General features: G+C 64.7%; 13 protein-coding genes. 8 read left to right on the forward strand and 5 right to left on the reverse strand.

The genetic code is table 11. The features are described from left to right. Positions 1-46 precede the first annotated feature (46 nt). Positions 47-1,711, reverse strand: coding sequence for a DUF5597 domain-containing protein (locus ACEN9Q_RS10605; RefSeq protein WP_495628356.1), 1,665 nt, complete (start codon positions 1,709-1,711; stop codon positions 47-49). Positions 1,712-1,958: 247 nt separating this feature from the next. Here ACEN9Q_RS10605 and ACEN9Q_RS10610 point away from each other — a divergent pair, with 247 nt between their 5' ends. From ACEN9Q_RS10610 to ACEN9Q_RS10635, 6 genes are all read left to right on the forward strand, one after another. After that, entirely contained in the window at positions 1,959-2,297 is a 339-nt protein-coding gene (locus ACEN9Q_RS10610; RefSeq protein ID WP_495628357.1) for a hypothetical protein, read from the forward strand. Between the two features lie 130 nt (positions 2,298-2,427). After that, the gene (locus ACEN9Q_RS10615; RefSeq protein ID WP_495628358.1) at positions 2,428-3,120 is read left to right on the forward strand and encodes a TetR/AcrR family transcriptional regulator; all 693 of its coding nucleotides are present in this window, start codon (positions 2,428-2,430) and stop codon (positions 3,118-3,120) included. A gap of 204 nt (positions 3,121-3,324) precedes the next feature. Beyond that, positions 3,325-5,676, forward strand: coding sequence for a glycoside hydrolase family 3 N-terminal domain-containing protein (locus ACEN9Q_RS10620; RefSeq protein ID WP_495628359.1), 2,352 nt, complete (start codon positions 3,325-3,327; stop codon positions 5,674-5,676). Positions 5,677-5,755: 79 nt separating this feature from the next. Then, complete coding sequence (locus ACEN9Q_RS10625; protein ID WP_495628360.1) at positions 5,756-6,865, forward strand: helix-turn-helix transcriptional regulator; 1,110 nt, start codon at positions 5,756-5,758, stop codon at positions 6,863-6,865. 20 nt (positions 6,866-6,885) lie between these two features. Beyond that, positions 6,886-8,568: a GH35 family beta-galactosidase gene (locus tag ACEN9Q_RS10630; protein WP_495628361.1), complete on the forward strand. Its 1,683-nt coding sequence runs from the start codon at positions 6,886-6,888 to the stop codon at positions 8,566-8,568. Positions 8,569-8,626: 58 nt separating this feature from the next. Next, positions 8,627-9,556: a flavin reductase gene (locus ACEN9Q_RS10635; protein ID WP_495628362.1), complete on the forward strand. Its 930-nt coding sequence runs from the start codon at positions 8,627-8,629 to the stop codon at positions 9,554-9,556. 186 nt (positions 9,557-9,742) lie between these two features. On the opposite strand, the gene bglX is transcribed toward ACEN9Q_RS10635, so the two are convergent. Together bglX and ACEN9Q_RS10645 are read right to left on the reverse strand one after the other, a co-directional pair. Beyond that, positions 9,743-12,085 (reverse strand): beta-glucosidase BglX, encoded by a 2,343-nt coding sequence (gene bglX, locus ACEN9Q_RS10640; protein ID WP_495628363.1) that lies wholly within the window; start codon positions 12,083-12,085, stop codon positions 9,743-9,745. 3 nt (positions 12,086-12,088) lie between these two features. Continuing rightward, positions 12,089-12,322, reverse strand: coding sequence for a hypothetical protein (locus tag ACEN9Q_RS10645; RefSeq protein WP_495628364.1), 234 nt, complete (start codon positions 12,320-12,322; stop codon positions 12,089-12,091). 49 nt (positions 12,323-12,371) lie between these two features. On the opposite strand from ACEN9Q_RS10645, the gene ACEN9Q_RS10650 reads away from it, so the two are divergent. Together ACEN9Q_RS10650 and ACEN9Q_RS10655 are read left to right on the forward strand one after the other, a co-directional pair. Beyond that, entirely contained in the window at positions 12,372-13,535 is a 1,164-nt protein-coding gene (locus ACEN9Q_RS10650; RefSeq protein WP_495628365.1) for a sensor histidine kinase, read from the forward strand. 23 nt (positions 13,536-13,558) lie between these two features. Further along, positions 13,559-15,232, forward strand: a complete 1,674-nt coding sequence (locus ACEN9Q_RS10655) for a family 43 glycosylhydrolase (protein ID WP_495628366.1) — start codon at positions 13,559-13,561, stop codon at positions 15,230-15,232. Between the two features lie 232 nt (positions 15,233-15,464). Here ACEN9Q_RS10655 and ACEN9Q_RS10660 read toward each other — a convergent pair whose 3' ends face one another. Further along, positions 15,465-18,344, reverse strand: a complete 2,880-nt coding sequence (locus ACEN9Q_RS10660) for a glycosyl hydrolase (RefSeq protein WP_495628367.1) — start codon at positions 18,342-18,344, stop codon at positions 15,465-15,467. A gap of 317 nt (positions 18,345-18,661) precedes the next feature. Then, complete coding sequence (locus ACEN9Q_RS10665) at positions 18,662-20,974, reverse strand: WD40/YVTN/BNR-like repeat-containing protein (RefSeq protein ID WP_495628368.1); 2,313 nt, start codon at positions 20,972-20,974, stop codon at positions 18,662-18,664. Between the last annotated feature and the right edge of the window lie 359 nt (positions 20,975-21,333).

A 21,333-nucleotide genomic window follows, 5' to 3' on the forward strand; every position in this document is an offset into this window, starting at 1 on the left:
GCCTGTGGATGCCTGCGGCCCGGGGCCGCAGGCGATGATCGTCCGTTCAGAAGAGATAGGCGCCGAGCTTCACCTTCAGCGCCACTGGACGGTCCGTGAAGTTCAGGCCGTAGTCGGTCTGGTCGCCATTCCATACGCGCGACATGACCCATTTGCCGTTCACGAAGCGGCCTTCCTCGACCCGTTCGAAGATTGCGGCACGGTCCTTCACGTTCTTGTTGACGCTGAACGTGAGGCGCGCGTTCCGGCCGGTGACCAGATATTCGTTGTCGCCCAGTTTCGCCAGCGCGACGCCGCCGCTGGGCACTTCCGATCCCTTCGGCAGGTCATCCTTCTTGCGCAGCCAGTACGTCTCGCCCATCTGCCATTGCCGGTAGCTGACTTTCGCCGCCCACGCCGGGCCGAGGTCGATGTCCTGGCTACGGTGATCGTCCGGCTCCGACACACCGTAGACCTCGGACTCGAAGCTCAGCCGTGCCCATTCGCGGGCCATCGGCGCGAACAGGGAATACACGCCTGTGAACGGCTTGACGGTGTCCGGCCCCCAGTCCTTCGCGCCCAAGGGGTAGTTGCTGTAGCCCGTATAGTCGAAGCCGAACGGGTCGAACCCGATGCCGCCCTGGCCCAGGATCGTGAAGATGTAGCGCGCGTACACGTCCTTGCTGCCGCTTTCGGCGATGTAGAGGGCATTGTCGGGGCGGCGGTAATGCTTGACCTGCGCTTCGTAGATGTCGGAGTCGGCCATGTACATGTCGGGGGACAGGAAGTCGACGTGCGGCGCCGCGACCTTGTAGATGTCGATGACGTTCCAGGTGGCGCCGCCGCTGCCGTAGAACAGGCCTGGCATCGATTTCTTCTTCGGATCCGGATCGCGCGGCGAAGCGTTCAGGTAGGTCGGCAGCGGATAGATGGCCTTGCCGGCCGCGGCTACCTGCTCGATGTATGACGCGATCGACCAGGCGTGGAAGAATTCGTCCGCGTCGGCGCCGAACACATCCTCCCAGGAACCTGGCTGCTTGTTCAGGCGGGTCAGCAGCGCCTGCGGAACGGGCTGTGCGAACAGGGCGTTGGCGGCTGGCGAATAGTCGCGAACGCTGCCGAACACGCCGGATTCGTTTTCCGGCTGCATCAGGATGACGGTATGGCGCTTGCCGTCGACTTCCTTCAGGTGCTTCATCAGGGCCGAATACGCCTTGATGTCCGCGTCGAGCGTCGTCTTCGCGTGCGGCGACAGGGCGTTGGACGTGCTGCCGTCTTTCTTGATCAGCCGTGGGAAGCGCTGGTTGTCGAGCTTGACCCACGCCGGCGCATAGTTGGGGTTCGTGTTCTTCCACGTGCCGAACCACAGCAGGCACAGGCGTACGTCGTTCTGCCGTGCCTGACGGATGAGTTCATCCACCCACCGGAAATCGAATTTGCCTTCGACAGGCTCGATCTGTTCCCAGGCCACGGGCATGGCCAGCGTGTTCGCCTTGAGGTCGCGGATCGCTGGCCAGACCTGCGGCAGCACGTCAGGGTAATTGCTCGAGTTATTCGCCTGGCCCCCGAGGATCAGGTAAGGCGCGCCGTCGACCATCAGGGCGAACTTTCCGTTTTTTTGCACCAGGTGCGGCATCTGGTCGGCAGCGGCATGCACGACGGGTGTGCACGCGAGGAGTACCGAGGCGACGAGAGAAGCGCAGCGTCGACGCTGCAGGGAAGCGACAGTCATGGTTGTCCTGGACTTAAGCAGACGGGGTGGCGCGATCGATCGCGTGCCGTCTGGTGATTTGGAAGAGTGCCGGGGACCGGCTGTTGCCAGTGTAATACAGCCGCGCGCGCTGTCAAAATAAATTTACGGTGCCGTATACTTTCTGAGATTTCTGTCGTATAGTGGCTTCACGCTGATCAGTTGCCGTACAAGCCGGCGGCGGATCGGACGAAGATTGCTGCCATTATTCCTAGTCTGGGGACACCTCATGAAACTCCGCAACATCTCGCTCGCTACCATGCTGTCCGTGATCGCCTGCACCGTCGCCGCGCAAGCACCAGCACCCGCTCCCGCCGCGCAACAAGCGAGCGCCACCTGTGTCAAACAAAAACTGAGCTCCGAGTCGCTCGTGTCGGAACTGCTCGACGAGCCGGCCGCCAGGGAAGTGCTGTACAAGCATGTGCCTGCGCTGAAGGGCAGCGACCAGTTCGACATGGCGCGTTCGATGCCGCTGCGCGCCATTCAGCCGTATGCCGAAGAAACGTTCACGGACAAAGTTCTGGATGCTATCGACGCCGACCTGGCAAAACTGCCGGTTTGCAAATAACTCACGCTCGTCTCCTACGTGCCAGGCGTTCTCCTGGCCTTCCAGGGTGCCGCTAATGTGGCGCCCTTTTTTGCTATGATGCGACACATTTCCAATATGCATGCACGCATACTCCGGGACACATCCATTCATGACCGAAGCCCTGCCGTCTTCCGATAATTCCCAGCAGCCAAGCGCAGAGCGGCCGAAGCTGCGTGGCCGTCCGCGCAAGGAACACGCCGGGAACATCGATGCGGACATCCTCAGCGCGGCAATCGCACTCTTCGACGAGGTAGGGTTCGACGGCACCGCCATGGAAGCGGTCGCGGCCCGCGCCGGCATTTCGAAACGCACGCTGTACATGCGTTACCCGGACAAGAAAGCGCTGATCAAGGCGGTCATTACCTCGATCGTAGGCAGCGCGCGCAATCCCGATCCGCCTGCATTCATGGACATGCGCAGTTGCCTGATGTTCCACATCGAAAATTTCTTCATGATCTGTAACGATCCGGGGATGCGTGTGCTGATGGCGATGGGCGACAAGTCCTCCCAGGTCATGCGGGAGCTCGCTCCGATGGGGCAGGAAATGACGTACGAGCTGGGCGTCCGGCACATCGTACAGACCATCGTCGACACCGCGGGCAGGACGGGCATGCGCGTCGATGCCCCCGATTTCTACGCCGCGTCCCTGCTGGACCTGGCCATGGCCCACTACCAGCGTCTTCGCGCGCTGGGGACGACCGTCGGTATCGCGCCCGCGCAGGTGGCTTCCATCCGCATCGTCAATCTGTTATTGGCCGGCATGCAGGCGGATTGCGCCGCCGATCCCAACGCGTCATCCTGACGATCTCCCGCTAATTTCCCTCCCTCTGTAACGCCGCGTCAACCGCAGGCCGGATCATCCCGGCCCCGGCGCACGCGGTCGCCATGCCTCCGCCCGCGTTGGTTTTCTGGATTTCCGTTGTTCAACAGCCAAAGTCGATTGCAATAATTAAACGCAGGTGTATACTTATTTTCGGCATCAAGAACAATTATCAGGAGACAAGCAATGAAAATGACCCGGCGTACGCTGCTGGCCACCACCGGTCTCGCCCTGGCACTACCGGCGCTGGGCGCGGCGCTTCCGACTTACCGGCGAGCCAGTGCGCCGGTCGCCGAACGCGTGCGCGACCTGCTCGGCCGCATGACGCTCGACGAGAAGGTCGCCCAGCTGTGTTCCATGTGGATGACCAAGGTGTCCATCGTGGACAGGGAAACCTTCGCTTTCTCGCCCGAGAAAGCGGCGAAAGCGATCCCGCACGGGATCGGACAAATTGCGCGCCCGTCGGATCTCGCGGGCAGTGGCCGTTTCCGGACGAAGTCGTTCCGCGAACCCGAGGACGCGGTTGCATTTGTCAACGCCGTCCAGCGTTATGCCGTCGAGAAGACCCGGCTCGGCATCCCGGTGCTGTTCCACGAAGAGACAGCGCACGGCTTGGCCGTCAAGGGCGCCACGTCGTTCCCGATCCCGCCCGCGCTGGGCAGCACGTGGGATCCGGCGCTGGTGGAACAGTGCTTCGTCGTCGCGGGGCGCCAGGCGCGCCGCCGCGGTGTGACGGTCGGCCTGAGCCCCGTACTCGATCTCGTGCGCGATCCGCGCTGGGGCCGCAGTGAAGAGTTTTTCGGCGAGGACCCGTACCATGTCGGCGTGATGGGGGCCGCGGCCGTGCGGGGCCTGCAAGGCCCGGTCCGGCCGATCGGCCCGGACAGCGTGTTCGCCACGCTCAAGCATTTCGTCCATGGGATGCCGCAGAACGGCCTGAATATCGGTCCGTCCGACATGTCGGAGCGCATGCTGCGCGAAACTTACCTGCCGCCGTTCAAGGCGGCGATCGGCGCGAAGGCCGCCATCGTGATGCCGTCCTATAACGAAGTGGGCGGCGTGCCGTCGCATGCGAATGAGCAGTTGTTGCAGCAGACGGGGCGCGGCCTGCTCGGCTTCCAGGGCGCCTATTTCAGCGACTACGGCGGCGTGGGCGAAATCGCGGAACTGCACGGCATGGCGGACGACGCCGATGGCGCCGCGATCCTGGCGATGCGTGCGGGGGTGGACGCCGACCTGCCGGAAGGCAGCACCTATCAGAAACTGGCAAAGCTCGTGCAGGCCGGCCGCGTACCGCAGGCAAGCGTCGATGCCGCCGTGGGCCGCATCCTGGCGTTGAAGTTCGAAGCGGGGCTGTTCGAGAACCCCTACGTCGATCCTCAGCGTGCCGCCGACGTGCTGAACGACCCGCAGGCGGTGGCGTTGGCGCGCACGGCCGCGCAGAAGGCAGTGGTCCTCCTGAAGAATGACGGCGTGCTGCCGCTGGATGCATCGAGCGGCATGCGTATCGCGCTGATCGGGCCGAACTCGGTGAAGCCCATGCTGGGCGGCTATTCGGGTTGGCCGAAGGCCGCGGTCGGGGTGCTGGAAGGCCTGCGCCAGGCCGGGGGCAACGTGTCCATCGAGCAGTCCGACGGCGTGTGGATCACGCCGCCTGTCGCGGAAGGCGTACGTCCGGAAGTGCCTGTCATCCGCAAGGTGCCCGCCGCCGACAACCAGGCGCGTATTGCCGCGGCGGTCGAGGTCGCGAAGCGCGCCGACCTCGTCGTCCTCGTCGTGGGCGACAACGAGCAGGTGACTCGCGAAGCGGTGGCGACGATCGTTCCCGGCGACCGCAATTCCCTCGACCTGTACGGCGACCAGGATGCGCTGGTCGAAGCCATGCTCGCCTGCGGCAAGCCGGTCGTGACGGTCCTGCTGAACGGCCGTCCGCTGGCCGTCAACCGGCTCGCAGAGAAGTCCAATGCCCTCGTCGAAGGCTGGTACCTGGGCGAGCAGGGCGGCAACGCGATCGCCGACGTGTTGTTCGGCAAAGTGAACCCGGGTGGCAAGCTGGCGGTGAGCTTCCCCCGCTCGGTCGGCGAGGTGCCGGCCTTCTACAACCGGCATCCGTCCGCTGACCGGGTGCCGTACGTCGAGGGCAAGCGCACGCCGCTGTATCCGTTCGGATACGGCTTGAGCTACACGACGTTCGACGTGTCCGCTCCGCGCCTGTCGCAAGACCGGATCGGACGCAACGACACGTTTGCGGTCGAGGTCGAGGTTGCCAACACGGGCAAGCGCGACGGCGACGAGGTCGTGCAGATCTACGTGCGCGATACGGTGAGTTCGGTCCCGCGTCCGGTGCTGGAGCTGAAGGCATTCCGGCGCGTTTCGGTGCCAGCGGGCGGCCGGACGACGGTGCGGTTCGACCTCGGGCCGGACGCGCTGGCGTTCTGGGACCGCGCATTGAAGTGGGTGGTCGAACCAGGCACGTTCGTCATCAGTGCCGGCAACAGCTCGGACCGGCTCAAATCGACAAAACTGGTCGTCGTCTGACGTCGTTGCCTGGAGGGTCATGATCATGGGTTCATTAGCTACTCCTTTCGCGCAAGTCCCGATGGATCGTCCGGGACTGATGAACGAGGTTATCCACGCGATCTACCAGTCCGTCCTGGAAGCCGAGCCATGGCGAGCGAGCATGGCATTGATTGCCGAGTACATCGGCTGCACCAGCGCGACCATCGTCGTCCGGCCGAGCAACGGGATCGACCTGGGTTACCTGGTGACCCATCCTGAGAACGGCAAAGAGTTCGAGGCTGCGTACAAGACGACGTGGTACAAGTCGGACCCGTTCGTGAGCCTGCCGCCTGAGCGCGTCGTCCTGATCGCGGACGTCATGTCGAACCGGGAGTGGCAGGACAGTGTGTATTTCAGGGAATTCCTGCAAGACGCCATGCCGGCGGATGCACATCACGGCATGGGCGTCGATATCGTTACCAGCGCCGGCGCGATTTGCCGGCTGCGCCTGTTCCGTTATCCGGAGTTGCCGCCGTTCGACGTCGAACACAAGGCCCGACTCGCCAACCTCGTCCCGCACATCAAGCAGGCGCTGACGCTCGCCGCGCAGGCGACGCGCAACGAGGCGGAGCGCGAGATTTACGAGGAGGGGCTGGACGGGCTGAACATCGGCGTCGTGGTGCTCGACGAGCGCGGCCAGCTTCTGAGGGCAAATCCCGTCGCTTGCCGCCTGTTGACGGCCGGCGATGGACTGCGCCGGTCCGGGCGCGAAGTGGAGGCGTGCACGCCGTCCGAAACGCGTGAGTTGCGGCGCCTCCTCAGCGACGCGACGGCTGATTCGAGCGGCGTGGCTGCCATGTCGCTGAGCCGGCCGTCGGGGCGCCGCAAGCTGGCTGCCGTCGTGCGCAGGATTCCGATGGTCGAGGAATCCGAAGGCAAGGCCCGGCCGGCGTGCGCCATCTTTCTGCGCGACCCGGATGCGCCTGCCCGGCCGGCCCAGGACATGGCCCGCCAGCTGTTCGACTTCACGCCGGCCGAGGCCAATTTCGCCGTCGAACTGGTGAATGGCCTGAGCCTGGACGAGGCGGCGATCAAGCTCGGCATCCGCCGCAACACGGCACGCGCGCATCTTCGCTCGATTTTCATGAAGGCCGACGTCACCCGGCAGAGTGAACTCGTCAGGGTGTTGCTGAACGCCGTGCTGGGCCTGGACGTACAGCGCAACTGAACGACAACAAGGAAAACAATATGCAGAAACCATTTGCATGCGCGGCCGCGCTGGCGGCCGCGTGCCTGCACGCGTACGCCGCGCCGCTGCCGACGATCGAAAAACGCGGCAACGCGACCCAGTTGGTCGTCGATGGCAAACCCTTCCTCGTGCTGGGCGGCGAACTCCATAACTCGAGCGCGTCGTCGGTCGAGTACATGGCGCCGATCTGGCCGCGCCTGAAACAGATGAACCTGAACACGGTGCTGAGCACGGTGAGCTGGGACATGGTCGAACCGGAGGAGGGCAAGTATGACTTCTCGAACGTCGACCGCCAGCTGGACGCCGCGCGCGCCCAGGGCCTGCGTCTGGGGATCGTCTGGTTCGGCGCCTACAAGAATGCGCGCTCGACGTACGCGCCAGGCTGGGTGCGGCGCGACACCGCCCGTTTCCCGCGCGCCGCCACGAGCGGCGCCAAGCCCGAATTCATGAGCTACCCGGGCGCGATGCCCCTGCCGGTGCTGTCGCCGTTCTCGACGCAGCTGCAGGCGGCGGAGCGGCGCGCGTTCGCCGCGTTCCTGGCGCACCTGAAGGCCGCCGATCCGGATCACACCGTCATCATGCTGCAGGTCGATAACGAAGTGGGGCTGCTCGGTGACAGCCGCGATCGTTCGAAGGTCGCGCAGGCCGCGTGGGATGCGCAGGTGCCCGCGCCGTTGATGGCTTACCTCGAGCGCCACCGCGCTTCCCTTCGCCCCGAGCTGCTGGACGTGTGGGGACGCCAGAAGTTCCGTCGCACCGGGACCTGGGAACAGGTGTTCGGCAGGGATGCGCTGGCCGAGGAAATCTTCATGGCCTGGGCCTACGGCACCTATGTCGAAACTGTCGCGCAGGCCGCGAACAAGACCCTGCCGCTTCCGATGTACGTGAATGCCTGGCTCGGACCCCAGCCGGGCCAGCCGCAGCCGGGCGACTATCCCAGCGGCGGTCCGGCGGCACGCATGATGGACGTGTGGAAGGCGGCGGCGCCGTCGATCGCCCTGCTCGCGCCGGACATCTACGTCGACGACGTCAAGGGCACGCTGGCCGATTTCAATCGCGCCGACAACCCCGTTTTCGTTCCGGAGTCGCGCTTCAAGGCCGTGAACCTGTTCCGCGCCATCGGCGAACACAACGCGCTGGGCTGGTCCGTCTTCGGCATCGAGGATCTGGCGGCGACCAAGCAGCTGCCGCAGGCCTATGATGTCCTCGGCTCGATGGCCGACGTGATCCTGCGCGCGCGGGAACGCGGTACGTTGCATACCGTCCTCCTCGAACGCGACGATCCGGTGCCCGCGACGCTTGCCGGCTATTCGATGACGATCCGCGGCATGATGGGCCAGCTCAAGAAGATGATGTTCGACGCGGGTGTCGCAGGGCCCGGGGGCGGCGCGGGCGCGAGCGACAAGCCGGCCGCGCCGAAGAAGGATCCGACGTCGTTCGGTTTCGTCATTGCGGGCGGACCGGGCGAATTCTACCTAGTCGGCCAGGACTTCATGGTGGACTTCGCGCGCAACGGCAAGCTCGCCGAGATCGACTTCGTGGAAGAGGGGCGCTTCAAGGATGGCCGGTGGATTCCGGGACGCCGTCTCAACGGCGACGAACTCGTGACGCTGCTCCCCGCTTCGGGCATCGGCGTCGTCCGCGTGAAACTGCTGGAGCCTGGCTCGTCTAGTCCGCATTAACGATGTCAACGTCAACCCGGTCTTCATAATGCTTGAAACAGGGTTGACGAGGACATCCATGAACATCCATTTGCAAGATCCCCTTGCATGCTTTCCGAGCGGCGTCGTGCTGCTGACTGCCGGGCACGGCGATGACCGGATCTGCGCGCCGGCACGGACCTTCGGCGTCCTGTCGCCGGAAGGCGCGCTGGTGATGTGGTCCATCAGCCGGCACGTCCCTTGTGCGACGGAGCTTGAACAGGCGACGGACTGGGCCGCTCACGTGCTGGGGTATAACCAGGCGGCGCTGGCGGCGCGCGCCGGGGCCACGGCCGACGACGTCCGCGTATGTGCCGGCGCCGACGGCATTCCCATGCTGGCAGGCAGCGCGGCCACCCTGTCTTGCAGGCGCGTCACGTCGTTCACGTGCGCGGACAGCCTGATCGTCGTCGGGCATGTGACCGGCTTCGCGCGCAGCGACATACCGCCATTGATCAGGCACGACGGCACCGAGGCCGTGGGCATCGACATCAATGGGAGGCCCGTGGACGGCGCAGGACCCACGACGGCCACCTCGCTCGGTTACCTGTTGGGGACGGCATTCTTTTACCTCTACGGCAAAATGCGCGACGTCGGCGGCCGGCTCGGTTACGACAACATCGAGATGTTCGTGCTGACGGCGCTCGGCGAACGGGGCGGGCGCACGCGTGTCGAGATCGAGACCCTGCTGGCCTACAGCGCGCATCCCACCAGCCTCGAAGCGATGGACGACCTGGAGGCGCGAGGCCTGATCGTGTCGCGCGAGCCTGTCAACGGCATCGTCTCGGACACGACGTTCGATCTTACCGAAGCCGGCCGGGATGTCGTTGAACAGTTCAGCCGTGCAGGCGTGCAGGTGCAAACAGGCATGGAGAACCTGCTGGGAGCGCCGGAGACGGTAGCCCTGCGCGCGCTGCTCTACCGGTTCGCCGAAAAGATCGACACCGGCTCACCGGCTGCGTGGCTCTAGGTTCCACGTGTGGGGATCGATAAAACAGGGCGCCGAGGACGGGCGGTACCCCTGGGCCTCGTCGACGTTCGCGGCATTACGGCCGACGTCCAGGAGCGCAGCGGGCGTTGGTGCCGCCGATGTCGCCCAACAGGCGCGGCCCGTCGTGGTGCGGCGCGCATGCCGGGGAGGGAGTTTGTGTTCCGATCATTGTTGGATGAACGTCGTCGTCAAGATTGCCCTGGAGTCTGTCCCGACCCACACGTCGAACGTGCTGGCCTCGTTGACCCAGTCGTGCGCGGATGCGCTCCAGTATCGAAGCTCGTCGGGACCGAGTGTGAAACGGACCGTCTTTTTCTCGGCAGGGCGCAGGGTGACGCGTTCGAATCCCTTGAGCTCGCGTACGGGACGCGAGGCGCTGCCGTACCGTTGATGGAGGTAGAGCTGGACGACCTGGTCGGCAGTCACCGGACCTGTGTTCTCGACGACGGCCGTCGCCTCAATCGATTCCCCAGCGTGGATCCTTGTTTTGCTCAGGTGCAGCTCGCCGACCTTGAATGTCGAATAGCTCAGCCCATACCCGAACGGGAATAATGGACTGCCCGGTTCGTTCCAGTAGCGCCGGTCCTGTTCGGAGGGGTCCTGCGTCAGGTTGTGTCCGTAGTAGAGCGGAACCTGTCCCACGTTGCGTGGCCAGGTGAACGGCAGCTTCCCGCCCGGACTCGCCGCGCCGAACAGCAGGTTCGCTGCCGCGGTGCCGCCCTGTGCGCCGGGGTACCACAGTTCCAGGATCGCGGGCACGTGCGCATGGGCCCAGCCGATGTCGAGCGGCCGGCCGTTCACCAGCAGGAGCACCACTGGCTTGCCCAACGCGACCACACGTTCCATGAGCCGTTGCTGGTCGCCGGGCAGCGCGAGCGTCGAGCGGGAAGCGGATTCGCCGATCATGTCCTGTTTTTCGCCGAGCGCGAGGATGACGAGATCCGCTTTGCCCGCCATCGCCAGCGCTTTCTCGAATTCTTCGCCGGCATGGGCGGCATCCCAGACGGGCGGCGTCTTCTCCTTGAAAATCGATTCGAATGGCGACGGCGTCGTCCTGCGAATCTGGACGCCGGGCGCGACGTCGAGCGTCTGGCCGGCGCCGAGCCTGGTGCGCAGCCCCTGCGCGATGGTGACGGTGTCGTCCAGATCGTGGGCGAATACCCATGGGCCCAGCGTATCCTGGCGCGAGTCCGCCAACGGACCGATGAGCGCGATGCGCTTGTAGGCCGCAGGGTCGAGCGGCAGCAGGTTGCCTTCGTTGCGCAGCAGCACCGCCGACCGCTCCGCCGCGAGACGCGCTTCGGCCTGGTATTCCGGCGCGCGTTGTACCGCCGCGCGCGCCTTCGCTTCGTCGACGTAGGGGTGCTCAAAAAGGCCCAGCTGGAACTTCGTGGCGAGGATGGGGCGCACTGCGGCGTCCACGTCCGCCACATCGATGGCGTGCCGGTCGAAGGCTTCGCGCAGGGTGGCATAGGCGTTGGAATAGCTGGCCATTTCCATGTTGACGCCGGACTTGAACGCGCGGAGCGCGGCATCGCGCCGGTCGCTCGCATACCCGTGCGGCACAAGGTCGTTCACGGCGTTGTTGTCGCTGACGACGAACCCTTTGAAACCCCATTGGCCGCGCAGGACGTCGCGCAGCAGCCAGCGGTTGCCGGTGGCCGGGACGTCGTTCAGGTCCATGTACGCGCTCATGATGGTGCCCGCGCCGGCCTGGATCGCCGCCCGGAACGGCGGCAGGTAGACGTTTTGCAGCTGGGCGTCCGACAGGTTGGCCGCGTCGTGATCACGGCCGCCTTCGCTCGCGCCATAGCCGGCGAAGTGCTTGACGGTCGCCAGCAGCCGGCCCGGCGTGCCCAGGCTGGGTCCCTGGATACCGCGAACCTGCGCGGTCGCCATCGCGGCATTGAGGTAAGCGTCTTCGCCGGCACCTTCCACGATGCGGCCCCAGCGCGGGTCTCGCGCGACGTCGACCATCGGTGCGAACGTCCAGCCGATACCGCCGGCACGGGCCTCGATCGCGCCGATCGCGCTGGCGCGTTCGACGAGGGCGGGATCCCAGGAAGCGGCCAGTGCGATGGGTACCGGGAAGATGGTCCGATAGCCGTGCACCACGTCGCTGCCGAACAGGAGCGGGATGCCGAAGCGCGATCCTTCGACGGCCAGGTGCTGCAGGCGGTTGATCTCCGCCGGGTCCGTCACGAACAGCACTGACCCGAGCTTACCTTCGCGCACCATGCCGTCGAGCTTGGACGACTTCCGGAACTGGAACAGCTGGCTGAGCTGCCCCAGTTTTTCGTCGACCGTCATCTTGCGCAGGAGGGCGTCGGTGCGTGCCAGCGACTCGGCCGAAAAAATCGCGGGGGCGTCGGGCCCCGTGGCGGGCCGAACTACGGCTGCGCTTGCCGGGCCGGCGGCCAGCGCACCTGCGATGGACCAACAGGCGACGTTGGCCAGCGACCTGCGCAGCGCATGGCTGCCATGGTGGTCGTTCAAGGAAGCGAACATGATTCAGGCCTTATGTGGATTGGAACGGCGATGGCCATGCCGATGCGGAAACCCGAACCGCTCACGCCGATGAACTGCTCGGCCGAGATGTTCGATGCGATCGGCAAGGACGTATTCGTGCGGGGCCGACGAGCCCGCGGCGGATTTCCTGCGCCGATACGCCCACAGGCCGTAGTCGGCGGCAACGATGAAGTGGATGCGGAAGACGAGCGAATCCAGGGAGGAGAACAGAGTCATGTGAATGCAAAGGCAGTAGGGCGACGAGCGGGCGGATGACGAGAGCCACATGGGCATGGTGCCTGGTGTTCCGCGCGAGCTCATCGTCCGTTCAGACGTTACGGCCGCCCGCGTTACGCGCCACACTGCCGTCATGTACTCCGATGATCCGGTTCAGACTGTCCGCATGTGGCGCATCTATGTTTGCGCCTGGGTTGCATTCCTGCTGCTCATGGGGATCGCCCTGCAGGTCGACGACCTGCGCCAGGGAAGATTCGATACGCGGGTCGTAGCCGCAATACTGAAGAGCACGCCGCACGCCGTTTTCCTTGCCTTGTTGTGGCCATTGAGCGGCTGCCTGGAGCATCGGCGTCCGCCGGCGTGGGCCGTCGTCCTGATTCACGCCTGCGGTGCGCTGCTGTACGGCGTCATGTGCTACTCGTTGTTGTGGTTCCTGATCGGCGTGCGGCAGCCGCTGGCATGGTATTTCTGGCCGCTCCTCTATGCGCTGATGACCTACTGCGTCGTCGCCGCTATTTTCCACATCGTCCGCATGGATCACGCCAGGCGGCGCCAGGCCGAGGCGGCGCGGCTGGCGCACCACCTGCTGGTCACGTCGGAAATGAGCGCGCTGCGCAACAAGCTGAATCCGCATTTCCTGTTCAACACGCTGCACTCGATCATCGCGCTGATGCGCCACAGTCCGGCGGCAGCCGAAGCGGCGCTGTTTCAATGCTCGGACATGCTGCGTTACGTGCTCCGGACCGAAAAGAATGGGGTCGACCTGGTGACACTGGACGACGAATTGCAGTTCGTGCGCGATTACCTCGACCTCGAAAGCCTGCGTCTCGGCCCCCGGCTGCAGGTCGACTGGGAACTGGACGAGAAGGCCGGACATTGCCCGTTGCCGGCGCTGTCGTTGCAGCCGCTCGTCGAAAACAGTATCAAGCATGCGATCAATCCATATCGCCGGCCGGGACGGATCCTGATCCGCACGAGCCTCGACGAACGGGCCGGGACGCTGACGCTGACGGTGGGCGACAACGGCCCAGGCGCGGACCCCGATGCATTCAAGGCGTCGCGCGGACTGGGAATTCGCACACTGGTACGCCGGCTGGAACTCCAGCATGGCGTGCGCGGTACCTTGAGCGTCCGGACGGCGCCCGGCGCGGGATTTGTCGTCACGATGTCGATTCCGCTCGCGGAAGAGGAATTCAAACTGATTAAGGAATGAGAATGCATCAAGTCAGAAACGCATTGTTCGCCGTCGTCATCGGTGCTTCCGTGACGTTACCGGCCGTCGCACGCGACCGGTTCGCCACATATGCGAACCCCGTGGACCTGCCTTATCGATACCAGTTCCGGTCCTTGCGGGAGGCGGCCGATCCGACCGTCGTCCGGTTCAAGGACCGGTACTGGCTGTTCGCGTCGCATTCGAAAGGATATTGGTGGTCGCACGATCTGCAGAACTGGGAGTTCGTGGAGCCGACCGGCTATCCCGTGAACCGGTACGCGCCGACCGCCCTCGTCATGAACGGCAAGCTGTACATGACGTCGAGCGAGAACACGCCGGACGTGTGGACGACGGACGATCCATTGGCGGGCACCTGGACGAAAGCCGCCGACATCCGGCCCGGCTACAACGATCCGTGCCTGTTCCTCGACGACGACGGCCGGCTTTACATGTACGAGGGACTGAGCGGCACGGATACGTTGCGGGTCTTCGAGCTCGATCCGGCCACGTTCCAGCCCTTGCGCAGGGCTGACGTGCCGGCGTCGCGTGACAAGGCGAACCGCGGCTGGGAAGTCGTCGGCGACAACAATGAGATCGAGCGTGCCGAGAGCTTCGTGGAGGGCTCGTGGATGACGAAGCACAAGGGTATCTACTACCTCCAGTACGCATCGCCCGGGACCGAATACAAGACGTATGCGGACGGCGTGCTGACCTCGACGAACCCGATGGGCCCTTTCAAGTACGCGCCATACAGTCCGTTTTCGTTCAAGCCGACGGGCTTCGTGGCAGGGGCCGGACACAGCAGCACCTTTCAGGGAATTGACGGCCAGTGGTGGCACATGGGGACCATGACGATCTCGAAGCGCTTCAAGTTCGAGCGTCGTCTCGGCCTTTTTCCGGCCGCATTTTCGAACGACGGCGCGCTGATGGTCGACACTTACCTGGGTGACTATCCACGCTACCTCGACGGCAAGCGTGAGCTGACGGGCTGGATGCTGCTGTCGCGCCGCAAGGCCGTCACGGTGTCGTCGACGCTGGATGGTTACCCGGCCGGGAACGCGGCGGACGAAGACATCCGGACGTGGTGGTCCGCGCAGACGGGGGAGGCGACGGAATGGCTGAAGATGGACCTCGGCGCTATCAAGACGATCGAGGCGGTCCAGCTCAATTTCGCCGACCAGGACAGTGCAGGCAAGGGCATCAGCCGCGACGTCTATCGCTACGTCGTGGAAGGCTCGGATGACGACTCGAACTGGCGGACCTTCGTCGATCGGTCCACCGGCGGGCGCGACGCGCCGCACGACTACCGTGTTCTGGCCCGGCCCGAGCGTGCACGCTACGTCCGTGTGAGGAACGTCCACATGCCGGACAACGGCAAGTTCTCCCTGTACGACCTGCGTGTGTTCGGACACGGATCGGGCCCGCGCCCCGGTGCGGTGGCCGGGGTGACGGCCGCGCGTCGGCATGGCGATGCACGGCGCGCGACGATTTCCTGGAAGCCTGCCGGCAACGCCGATTTTTACATCGTGCGGCTCGGCGTACGCCCCGAGCTCATGAACCAGAATTTCCAGGTCTATGACGGCGCCCATTCGGCGGATGTAGGGAGCCTGAACGTCGGGCAGAAGTATTACGTGGCGGTGGATGCCGTCAACGAACAGGGCGTGACAAAAGGGCGTGCCCAGATCCTGGTTCGTTGAAACAGCGGACCCGTCTCCGGCGACGGCCGTTTCCCGGCAACCTCGCACCATTCATGCCGGAGCATCTGGCCGGCGCCGCGTTCCATGAACGATCGATATCCACGATCCCGAACGAACACGGAAGGTTCGACGTTCGTATCATGCCGGACGATCCGATGAGGCGCCAGGCGGAAGCGTGACGACGTTGAATCACGGTGCCGACGGCCGTTTCGGCGCGCCGGCACCCGCCCGGTCATGGCGTGGGCCGGCGCTGTTTGCGTACCAGTTTCACCGGCCCCAGCAAACCCGCAGGCTGCGGCTTCAGGTTCTTCAGGCCAGGCTTCTTCGAATCGATCATTGCATTGTTGGGGCTGTTGAAGATGCCGATCTGCAGCTGGTTCAGTCCCGGACGCAGCATAGCCGTGATGTCGGCCTCGAACGGAGGCGCAATGAGCGTGAGCTGTTGCTTGCCACGCACCGTCACGATCGCCATGTCGTGTACTGCGCCAAGATCGAGCACGACCTTGTTGCCGGGCTCGAGCCACGTGGCGGGCAGGGTCACCTCGATGCGATAGGTGGCGTGGCCGGAGACGTCGGCAAGCTCGGGAACGGCCTGCCAGTCGCGCAGGCGATCGAGCGTCATCTGGTGGCGTACTACGCGTCCGTGCTGGCCATGGCCATCGACGTCCAGCGTCCATCGTCCGGCGGTCAGGTCGATCGCATCCGCCCGTTTCCAGGACGCGGCCGCGGGCAGGCGATGGTCGGCGAAGACGACCAGGGCGGCGGCGCCGGCTGCGAGATCGACCCGGATCTCGCTTTCTCCCTTCCTGCTCCTTGTATGTAATCCGGTCCGTTCACCGGTGTACGCGTTCCACAGTTCCGGATAGCCGGACGCGCGGGTAGTGAAACTGACGGTCTGCGCTTCCGCCTTCGGATTGTGCAGGAAATACGCGGTGCGGCCATCCAGCGCTTTTTCGATGAACAGGCAGGGCGCGCTGGTAAACGTCAGGTTGGCCCGGACCCGCGCTTGGCGTAGCGTGTCGGCAAGCGCGTCGGTGCGGGTAATGCGCGCGCCAGCATTCAATGCGGCCTGCACGGCGTCCCTGACGATGCGGTCTTGCGCCGCGTGGTCGAAATAGCCTGCCGCGTGTGATGGTGGCCGATCGATGAAAAAGATTGGCAGTCCGGCCTCGGCAAATCGCACAAGTTTGGCCGCTGACGTCGCCGTCAACGCAGGCCGCGCGGGCAGGATGAGCGCCGCATATTTGGCGCCGCCCGGCGTCACGAGGGCGCGACCGGCCACGTGGCTCTTCGCAATGCTGTCGTCATTGATCCGGTCGTAGTCGTACCCGATGCCAAGCACATGCTCCAGCAACGCATCGGTCGTGTCGGGTTCAATACCGTGGAAATAAGTGCTGTCGGCCAGGTACACGGCCAGTGGGACGACGTTGACGCCGTTTTGCAGGATCGCCTGCATGCTGCTGATGTAGCGATTGAGTGTGCCGATCGCATTCCAGAGAGGATTCGCTTCGTTGATCATGCTGCTGAACCCCGGCAGGAAGGGACTGGGCGCGAACGGATACCAGCCTGGCCAGGCATCCCCGTGCAGTGCATACGGAAAGCCATGCATGACGATCGCGTTAACGCCGCTTGCGAACAACAGGTTCACGCGCGCTTGCCATTGGGCTGGCGTGATCTCGAACGACTTCAGGGGCCAACACAGGCTTTCGCAACTCACCAGTTTGCACCCGTACAGGTTTGCGGCAGCACGCGCCATCCGCAGGAAATGCGGGTTCCCGGTGCCCTCAAGGTCCTCGGTCTCCGGAATGTCGGCCAGTCCGTACGTCTTCAGCAGGTCGGCGGGCGCACCGTGTGCCTGGACTCGTGCCAGCAGACCGTGGCGGTGGTTCCACTCAACGAAAGGCTGGTAGAAGTTTTCGATGATCAGTTCGGAGAGGGTAAGGCGGTAGTCCGCCCGGATCCGGTCACCCGTATCGCCAGCATCGAAATAAGGTAAAGACACGTGCGGATTCCACGACTCCATCCAGCCGGGCTGCAGCAGATGGGGCAGGTAGGGAGTGACGTCGTAGCCGCGCCGTGCCGCGAACTGGGCCAGCAGGTCTTCGGACCAGTACAGATCTGGCATGAGTTCCAGGCTGTCGATGAACGTGGCACGCAGTGCATGCCGCGGCCTGCCGTCCGGCGCCAGCGGGTCGCCGACGCGGCGCGCGTGCGCCTCGAAGGCGGCACGCTTGAAATGGTCGAGGACCAGTTGCGGCCCTTCGCCCACGCCGGCCAATACGGGGCTGTCCACGACGAACTGCTTGAACACGACGATCTGCCATTCGCCGTCGCTCGGCGGGACCCAGTCGAGAATGCCGTCCGGCCGCAGTTTCTCGGTCACGACGATGCCTTCGACGTTGCCGTCGACGACCTTGCCGGCCGCATTGACTACGGATGCACGGAAGGTCTTGTCGTTTTCAAGGACCGGCGCGCCGCTCCGGATGGCAACGACGGCTATGAGCTTTTCGCGTGCTGCGATGCGGTCGCGCCAGTCCTGTGCGCGGGGATCCTTTGCGCGCGCATCGAGCGGCGAAAGCGCGCCCATCTTGCGGGTGTTTCCCGGGATCCTGACCCGGATTGGAGCGGCAAGTGGCGTCTGCACGCTCGTAACGGCCGGCGTCAGTTCGAGCAGCGCGAGCTCAGGGGTAATCGCGAAGCCGCCGCCCGACGGCCAGGCCGAACCGAACGTCAGATCAATGCGCAGGCCTTGTCGATCCGCCTCGTCGGCACACGTGTCCACGTGGGAGAAAAATGCGGCGTTGGCGTAGTCATTGACGTGTGCACGTTCGTCCTTGCTCAGACCGGGAATGCCGGGATTGAACGCCTGGATTTCCGCACCGCCGAAGCCGGCCAGATTCAAGAGCTCGATCTCGCGGCGCAGTTCGCCGTCCTCGACAGCGCCGCCTGGCCACCACCAGCGCACCCATGGCTTCGCAAGCACCGGTGGATGTGCAAACAACCGTCGATAAGTTTTGCCGGCGTCAGCCGTCCTCGCCACGCCCAACGGCAGCGCCGACGCTCCGGCCATGGCCGTCAGCGATGATAGGAAGTTTCGGCGAGTCAAAGCCATCTGGGTCTCCGGTGGAATGGGTTGGCCGGATTCGCGACAGCCGGGAGGCGTACCCGCAACATCCGAAATTCCATTGTGGACGACTCGGGCATGGGCAGGCATCGTCCGTTCGGACGGGCTGTCGCCGGTCCGGTAACGGGTGGTTCGCAAACGGTGTAGTCGGGGGTGCCGTTGCGTAATTTTGCTATCGTTACAGTGCAAGGAGAGCCAATGCCTGCTGCGCCAGCAGAAGGTAATTCTGCGTCGGCGGTTCACCATCGACGCAGAACATTTGCCGGTGGCGCAGATCCGCCTCCAGACGCTTCAGCCGCAACTACTCAGTTGGTGTAAAGCACACCCCGGCCGTTACCAGCGACATAGACGCGACCATAGGTGTTCCAGTCGCCCGCCATCATGCCCATGCCGCCGAACTGGTGCGCGTCGTCATTGAAGCGCGCCCAGCTTGCGCCGCCATCGTCAGAGTGGTACAGGCCCCACACGCCGTTGATCGTGCCCACCACGTAGACCGCGGCCGAGTAGGTGGCACCGGGCGCCGCCTTGCCCAGCGCGACCGTCTTCGCGCCATGCAGGGTAGGCTGGTTCAGGTCGCCCACCGAAGCAAAGTTGTTGAGCTTGGTCCAGGTCGCGCCCGAATCGAGCGAGTGGAACAGGGAGTTGCCGTCGGCCAGCCAGATGTCGCCCTCGGCGTTGGGGTTGACCTCCATCGAGGAGTTAAACGGGGCGTTGGCGTGCATATTCGCCGCCACCGAGCCCTGGCTCAATGTGAAGTTGTGGCCGCCATCGGTCGATACGTACACCTTGCCCGCGCTGCCCCACCATTGGGCGCCGTTGTCATAGGCATAGACCTTGTTCGGGTTCTTGCGGTCCGCCTTCAGCTTGTAGGCGTGAACCCACCCGTTCACATTCGACACGGCAGGCAGATTGGTCGCGGTCCAGCTTGCGCCATTGTTGGTGGTATAGGAGGGCACCGAATCGCCTGGCGCCCAGACCACGTTGTTGCGCGCAGTGACGATCAGGTTGGACGGGTCGCCCGGGTTGGCCGCGGCGCCGGGAGGCAGCGTTGCGAACGCCGCCCAGGTGGTGCCGCCGTCGCCGGACCAAAAGCCCTTGCCGACGTGGGGGAGGGGGGCATTGTCTTGCACCGAGGTGGCGATGTAGAGCGGGTCGGACCACGCCATGTCGGCCGAAGTGCCATTGCTGAATGTGGACATGGGGCCCTTGGTCGCCTTCGTCGTGAGGTCCGTATAGACCCAGGCGCCGATGTCGCCGCCGCTATCGATCAGCTTGTACGGCGCGCCGGCTGGCGGGGTAGAGAGGGCCAGGGTGGCGGTTTCTTCCATGCCGGGAACCAGGTTGTTCCACCACGGCGTGGCCGACGAGGCGCTCCAGGTCTCGACGATGCCGGAACCGCCGAGGTGGGCGATGTGGTCGCGGTTGAACGGATCGATCTCGATGTCGTCGTTCCAGCCTCTCGTATCGTTGGCGGTTGGGGTATGTCCCATGCCGAACTCGATTTCGCGCCAGGTGGCGCCGTTGTCGTCGGACAGCTGGATTTCCTGGGTCGTGTTCGCCCAGCCGGTTATGGCGAGCGCGATGCGGGTGGTCGACCCGCTTCCGTAGATGGACACGCCGCCGAATCCGCCGCTGGTTGAGCTATTGAGCTGGGTCCAGGTGCCGTTGAAGGGCACGTACCTGTAAAGATAGCTGGGGCCGGTGACACCCTCGCCGGCATTCTGGTTGAATGCCAGGTAGTAAGTGCCGTCGGTGGAACGCACCATGTGCGGGATGTAGTAGCCGGTCGCTGGGGTCGGGACCGTGACCGGGGTCCACGAGAAACCGCCATTCGTCGACTTGTACAGGCTCGACGTCAGGCCCGCCGCGTTGGCGTAGTCCGGGGCGACGGCGGCATAGATGATCCAGGTGGTCTGGCCGCCACCCACGTTCGAGTTGTCGAAGATGACTTTCTCGACGCCGATCGCGCTGCCGCTCATCGTCACGCTGCCCAGGTTGAGCCGGGACCAGGTGTGGCCCGAGTCCGCGCTCTTCCACAGGCCGGCAGTGCGCGACCCGTAAAACATCGTCGACGGATTGGTGGGGTCCAGTTGCAGGCGTTCGCCCATGGCCCTGCCGCCGCCGTTGCCCATCACCGGGAATGGCAGGGCGACCCAAGTCCAGTGGTTGCCGCGATCGCTGGAAATATAGATACGGCCGTTCTTGTCGGACTTGTTACCGGCGACCAGGTAGAGCAGCTGGTCGTTGGTCGGGTCGACGGCGAGGCTCTCCACGGCGTGGAAATTCGTATCGTTCTCCTCGAAACCCAGGCCGTCGGTGATCGGCGTCCACGACGATGTGGCCGGGTCCCAGCGGTAGGCGCCGCCCACGTCGGTGCGGGCGTAGCGGAGGTTCGGGGTCGTCGGATGGTAGAGGATGCCGGTGACGTAGCCGCCGCCCCCCCACTTCACGGCGCTCCAGCCGGTGGCCACGGAGGTGCTGGTGGCGAGGTAAGTCGGCGCAGGACCCTGCGCGACGTCGTTATTGGAACCGCCGCTACAGCCGGCAGCAAGACCGGCGAGCAACACCGGCATGAGGAACTTGATATTCCGAAGCAACTTCTTGCATGGATCGTTCATTGCACATCTCCGTTATTGTTTATGGGTCTTGTGAAAAGGCGGCGATCGCCGATGCCGCATGCCGCACCGCGGCGGGCGCGGGGCAGCATGCGTCAGTAGACGCAGACAATCTTTATGAAACTTACTGTCGTTGAGGGCGAGCTTGCATAAAGCCCAACGCGACCGAGGTACACGGGCGCGCGCGTCCGTTCGGCCGGGGTACTTCAGGCCGCCAGGGAGTGGCCTGGGAAACGGCCGGATTGCTCAGGATGGCGTCGGCCTCGAAGACGAAGGCGGTCGCGGCAACTGCCGCGGCCAGCGATGGTGGCGAGCACGCAAGCTTGCAACGGCATCGGGGCGCCGGCGAGCTGCGCGTCGCA

The organism is Massilia sp. Masssp93, from assembly GCF_059491295.1.

What these genes read in the sequence shown, in the direction of transcription:
- ACEN9Q_RS10635 (WP_495628362.1), top strand. Translation starts at nt 8,627, where the DNA reads ATGAACATCCATTTGCAAGATCCCCTTGCATGCTTTCCGAGCGGCGTC.
- ACEN9Q_RS10630 (WP_495628361.1), top strand. Translation starts at nt 6,886, where the DNA reads ATGCAGAAACCATTTGCATGCGCGGCCGCGCTGGCGGCCGCGTGCCTG.
- ACEN9Q_RS10605 (WP_495628356.1), bottom strand. Translation starts at nt 1,711, where the DNA reads ATGACTGTCGCTTCCCTGCAGCGTCGACGCTGCGCTTCTCTCGTCGCC.
- bglX (WP_495628363.1), bottom strand. Translation starts at nt 12,085, where the DNA reads ATGTTCGCTTCCTTGAACGACCACCATGGCAGCCATGCGCTGCGCAGG.
- ACEN9Q_RS10650 (WP_495628365.1), top strand. Translation starts at nt 12,372, where the DNA reads ATGGGCATGGTGCCTGGTGTTCCGCGCGAGCTCATCGTCCGTTCAGAC.
- ACEN9Q_RS10620 (WP_495628359.1), top strand. Translation starts at nt 3,325, where the DNA reads ATGAAAATGACCCGGCGTACGCTGCTGGCCACCACCGGTCTCGCCCTG.
- ACEN9Q_RS10615 (WP_495628358.1), top strand. Translation starts at nt 2,428, where the DNA reads ATGACCGAAGCCCTGCCGTCTTCCGATAATTCCCAGCAGCCAAGCGCA.
- ACEN9Q_RS10665 (WP_495628368.1), bottom strand. Translation starts at nt 20,974, where the DNA reads ATGAACGATCCATGCAAGAAGTTGCTTCGGAATATCAAGTTCCTCATG.
- ACEN9Q_RS10660 (WP_495628367.1), bottom strand. Translation starts at nt 18,344, where the DNA reads ATGGCTTTGACTCGCCGAAACTTCCTATCATCGCTGACGGCCATGGCC.
- ACEN9Q_RS10625 (WP_495628360.1), top strand. Translation starts at nt 5,756, where the DNA reads ATGAACGAGGTTATCCACGCGATCTACCAGTCCGTCCTGGAAGCCGAG.
- ACEN9Q_RS10610 (WP_495628357.1), top strand. Translation starts at nt 1,959, where the DNA reads ATGAAACTCCGCAACATCTCGCTCGCTACCATGCTGTCCGTGATCGCC.
- ACEN9Q_RS10645 (WP_495628364.1), bottom strand. Translation starts at nt 12,322, where the DNA reads ATGACTCTGTTCTCCTCCCTGGATTCGCTCGTCTTCCGCATCCACTTC.